Source organism: Deferrisoma palaeochoriense (genome assembly GCF_054656955.1).
The window spans coordinates 1-4,046 of record NZ_BAAHXI010000125.1 but is presented as its reverse complement, the minus strand read 5'-3'; the positions used below and the strand labels follow the sequence as shown (position 1 = coordinate 4,046).

Below are 4,046 nucleotides of genomic sequence, written 5' to 3'. Positions count from 1 at the left end.
TCTAATAGTGGCACTTCCGGCAGAACGCCTTCTGGGCGTCGTCGTTTTCCAGGATGTTCGCCCGGCTCACGTCGGCCGTGGCGTGGGGGGCGTGGCAGCTCGTGCACCCCAGGGGCCGTCCGGGGCTGGAGGGGTCCACCTCGGCCTCCACGGGATGGCCGGCGATGGGGTGGCCGCGGCCACTGCCGGCCACGTCGGGGTGGCAGCCGGCGCAGAAGGCGTTGCCCTCGCCCGCGGTGAGCACCTGGGTCTTACCGCCGTGGGGGTCGTGGCACCGGGTGCAGGGCACCGGGCCGTGGAGGCCCCGTTCCACCGGCAGGGGCAGGGTGTCGGCGTGGCACAGGAGGCAGAGCTTCGGCGGGGTCTCCCGGAGCATGGCCTGGGTTCTGCCGCCATGGGGGTCGTGGCACACCAGGCACCCGCCGGCCGCCACCGGGCCGTGCACATACTCCTTGCCGCCCAGGACCCGGGCCAGGAAGTTCTCGTGGCAGGTGCCGCACCCGGCCGCCTGGGAGGTGGGAAGGGCGAACCGGGCCGGCCGGTACTCGGGGGCGTGGCACATGAAGCAGGCGTACACCGCCGTAGGCCCGTGAAGATGGGGCGCCGACTCTACGCGGGGGTGGCAGGCCCCACACACCTTCCCGGCCGGGGCCATGGGCTGGTCGGGCACGGTCTCGTAGGTCTCGGGCAGGTTGTGGCAGCCCGAACAGGTGGCCTCCCGCTCCTTTGTGTGGAACGCGTAGGGCTTCTCGCCCACCGCGGTGCGCAGGGAGTACGGGGGCACGTAGGTCACCGTGAACGAAAGCCGCACCTTCTCGTCGGCCGCCCGCACCACCTCGAACCGGTTCCGGCCCTCCTCAAGGGGCACCCGCACGTGGTGGAGGTCGTAGTCGTTGCCCGGCACCGGGGTCCCCTTCGCGTCGAGCGGCTTTCCCCCGGCCCGCAGGAACGCCTGCTCGCCGGCGGGCACCGTGTAGACCACGAGCACCTCGGGGGCATGGACGACCCCGCTGGGGGCCGGGGCGAGGAGGGCGGGCACGTCGGCCCGGGCGAGGGACGCGCAGGCGAGCAGCAGGCTTAGGGACAGGACGAACGAGGATCGCATGGGGCACTCCGGGTCGAGACGATGTCGCCAGGGTTCACACGGGTTCGTATCGGCACGGGCCCCCCGGCGCATGAGCGGTTGACCGGGTTTTCGGGTTCCCGTTAGAGTACAAGCCGTTATCCGCGGGGGCCCCGGAGCGAGGAGGGTTTGGATGGCGCGTATCCTGATCGTAGACGACTCGCCCACCATGCGCCAGCTCCTCGCCGCCTGCCTCACGCCCCTCGCGGCCGAACTCGCCGAGGCCTCCACCGGGCTCGAGGCCGTGGAACGGCTCACCATCGAGCCCTTCGACCTCGTGTTCCTCGACATCAACATGCCCGACATGGACGGGGTCGAGGTGGTGGCCTTCCTCAAATCCCACCCCTCCCTGGCCCGGGTGCCCGTGGTCATGGTGACCACCCGGTCCGACCCGGGGCTCCGGGACCGGCTCCTGGCCCAGGGGGTGAACCGGTACATCACCAAGCCCTTCGAGCCCGACCAGGTGCTCGAGGCGGCCCGGGAACTCCTGGCGGCGGAGGCGTAGCGCCCGATGGCCGGCCCCGACGTCTCCCAGGCCCTCGCGCGGTACTTCGAGGAGGTGGCGGAGCTCGTCCAGAACGCCCAGGGGGCCCTGCTGTCCGTCGAGTCGTCCATCGCCGAGGGCGACCTCGACGTCCCGAGCCTCTACACCCTCTACCGCGCCATGCACACGATCAAGGGGCTCTCGGCCATGGTCGAGGCCAAGGCCCTGGTGCGGCTCGCCCACGGGCTCGAAACCGTGCTCCAGGAGCTCCACGCGAACGAGGAGACCCCGTCCCGGGAACTCCTCGACCGGCTGTTCGAGGGCCTTTCGCTCCTGGAGCGCCTGGTGGAGCGGTTCCGGGGGGGGGAGGCCGAGTCCGACGAGGTGGACCCGTTTCTCGAGGCGGTGCGGCGCGCCCGGGCCGGGGAGCCCGAGGCCGGGGCCGAGCCCGCGAAGGGCGGCGGGGCCGGGGGCCTGGATCTCCCGGAGGAGCTCCTGGCGAAGCTCTCGGGCTACGAACAACGCAAGGCCCAAAAGCGCGTCGAGGCGGGCGAGGGGCTCTACCTCCTGGAGCTCGTGCCCGATAAGGACAAGGTGGCCCGGGGGGTCACCATCAACGCGGTGCGCGCGGCGCTGGAGGAGCGGGGGGAGCTCTTGGGCGCGGTGCCGGTGGCCGAGCCGGGCAAGGGGCTCAAGTTCTTGCTCGCCGCGGTGTCGGCGCGGCCCCTGGACGAGATCCTCGCGGCCTGGAAGGGCGACGTGTCGGGGCGCGTCGTCCGGCCGCCCAAGGCGAGCGCGCCCGCCCCGGCGGCCCCGAAGCCCTCGGCCGCCCGGCCCGGGGCGCCGAAACCCCGGGAGACGATCCGGGTGCCCGCCGGGCGCCTCGACGAGATGCTCCGGCTCGTGGGCGAGCTCGTGGTGGACAAGAACCGCCTGTGGGGGGCCCTGGGGCGGGTGGGGGACCTGCCGCCCCGCCGGCTCCGGAACCTCTTCGAGGAGTGCCTCCGGGGCCTCGACCGCACCGTGCGGGAGCTTCGCGACACGGTCACCACGGCCCGGCTCGTGCCGGCGGCCGAGCTCCTGCAGCGGGTGCCCCTGATCGCCCGGGAGGCGGCCCGGGTGCAGCGCAAGGAGGTGCGCACCGTGCTCGAGGGCACCGAGGTCGAGGTGGACAAGGCCGTGGTGGAGCGGCTGGCCGAGCCCCTGGTGCACCTGGTGCGAAACGCCGTGGACCACGGCATCGAGCCGCCGGCCGAGCGGGAGCGGGCCGGGAAACCCAGGGTGGGCACCCTCACGGTGGCCTGCCGGGCCGAGGGGGAGGAGGTGGTGGTGGAGGTGGCCGACGACGGCCGGGGCATCGACCCCGAGGCCGTGCGGGCCAAGGCCCGGGGCCTGGGCATCCCGACCCCGCCCGGGCCCCTGGCCGGGGACGCCCTGATCCAGCTCCTGTGCGCCCCCGGGTTCACCACCCACGCGAAGGCCGACGAGCTGGGGGGACGGGGGGTGGGCATGGAGGCGGTGTGGCACGGGGTCAACGCCCTGGGGGGCCGGCTGGGGCTTAGGACCGATCTTGGCCGGGGCACCGCCTGGACCCTGCGGGTGCCCCTGACGCTCACCATCGCCGAGGTCGTGCTGGTGCGGGTGGGCCCCGAGACCTACGCCGTGCCCCTGTCGGCGGTGCTCGAGGTCCTGGAGGCCCCGGCCGTGGTGCGGGTGGAACGTGAGGCCCTGTTCCGGTACCGGGGCCGGGAGATCCCCCACCTCGACCTGGCCCGGGTGCTCGGGGTGGAAGGGGACGGCGAGGACCCGTTTCCGGCCGTGGTGGTGACCCCCGGCCCCCGGGGGCCCGTGGGCCTCGGGGTCGGCCGGATGCTCGGCATCCGGGAGGTGGTGCTCCGGCCCCTGGTGGATCCCCTGGTCCACGTGCCCGGTGTCCAGGCCGTGACCGACCTGGGGGACGGCCGGGGCATCCTGGTCCTCGACCCCCGCCGCCTCGTCGAGACGGCGGCCTAGGCGGGCCGACCCACGGCACCCGGGGGAGAGAGGGGGGGACGGTTGTTGCGCCCCCTCCCCCTCTCCCCCTCCCACGAGGGGAGGGGGGACCGCTTCGCGGCGGCCGGAAGCGCCTGCCAAGTAACTTCGGCTGGGCGGCTGGGCTGCTCGGCAGCTAGGCGGCGAAAAAACATTCGGGATTCCGACGTCATCGCGTCGGCTAACCCGTGGGAGCGGCTGCCGTATCGGGGGCCAGAATTCAGAGGTCAGATGTCAGGGAACCCCTCTCCTCTGTCCTCTGACCCCTGACATGGACGCCGCTCCCACCCCGAGGCCCTCACTCGGACGTTACTGTCGTGCGCAGCGGGGCCCCGAAGGGGCCCTGGGGAGCGCCCCTCTGACACCCTCTCCCCCCTCTGGGGGGAGAGGGCCGGGGTGAGGGGGGGG

General features: G+C 73.6%; 3 protein-coding genes. 2 read left to right on the top strand and 1 reads right to left on the bottom strand.

Annotation, left to right across the window (positions count from 1 at the left end; translation table 11 throughout):
* Position 1: 1 nt before the first annotated feature.
* A complete protein-coding gene (locus tag ACYQ8L_RS18185; RefSeq protein ID WP_459943239.1) occupies positions 2-1,105 on the bottom strand; it encodes a cytochrome c3 family protein in 1,104 nt (367 codons plus the stop codon).
* 151 nt (positions 1,106-1,256) lie between these two features.
* Here ACYQ8L_RS18185 and ACYQ8L_RS18180 point away from each other — a divergent pair, with 151 nt between their 5' ends.
* The gene (locus tag ACYQ8L_RS18180; RefSeq protein ID WP_459943238.1) at positions 1,257-1,628 is read left to right on the top strand and encodes a response regulator; all 372 of its coding nucleotides are present in this window, start codon (positions 1,257-1,259) and stop codon (positions 1,626-1,628) included.
* A gap of 6 nt (positions 1,629-1,634) precedes the next feature.
* On the top strand, positions 1,635-3,620 hold the full coding sequence (locus tag ACYQ8L_RS18175; RefSeq protein WP_459943237.1) for a chemotaxis protein CheA: 1,986 nt from the start codon (positions 1,635-1,637) through the stop codon (positions 3,618-3,620).
* Positions 3,621-4,046: the final 426 nt, after the last annotated feature.

Coding starts and splice junctions, on each gene's coding strand:
- ACYQ8L_RS18185 (WP_459943239.1), bottom strand. CDS start 1,105: ATGCGATCCTCGTTCGTCCTGTCCCTAAGCCTGCTGCTCGCCTGCGCG.
- ACYQ8L_RS18180 (WP_459943238.1), top strand. CDS start 1,257: ATGGCGCGTATCCTGATCGTAGACGACTCGCCCACCATGCGCCAGCTC.
- ACYQ8L_RS18175 (WP_459943237.1), top strand. CDS start 1,635: ATGGCCGGCCCCGACGTCTCCCAGGCCCTCGCGCGGTACTTCGAGGAG.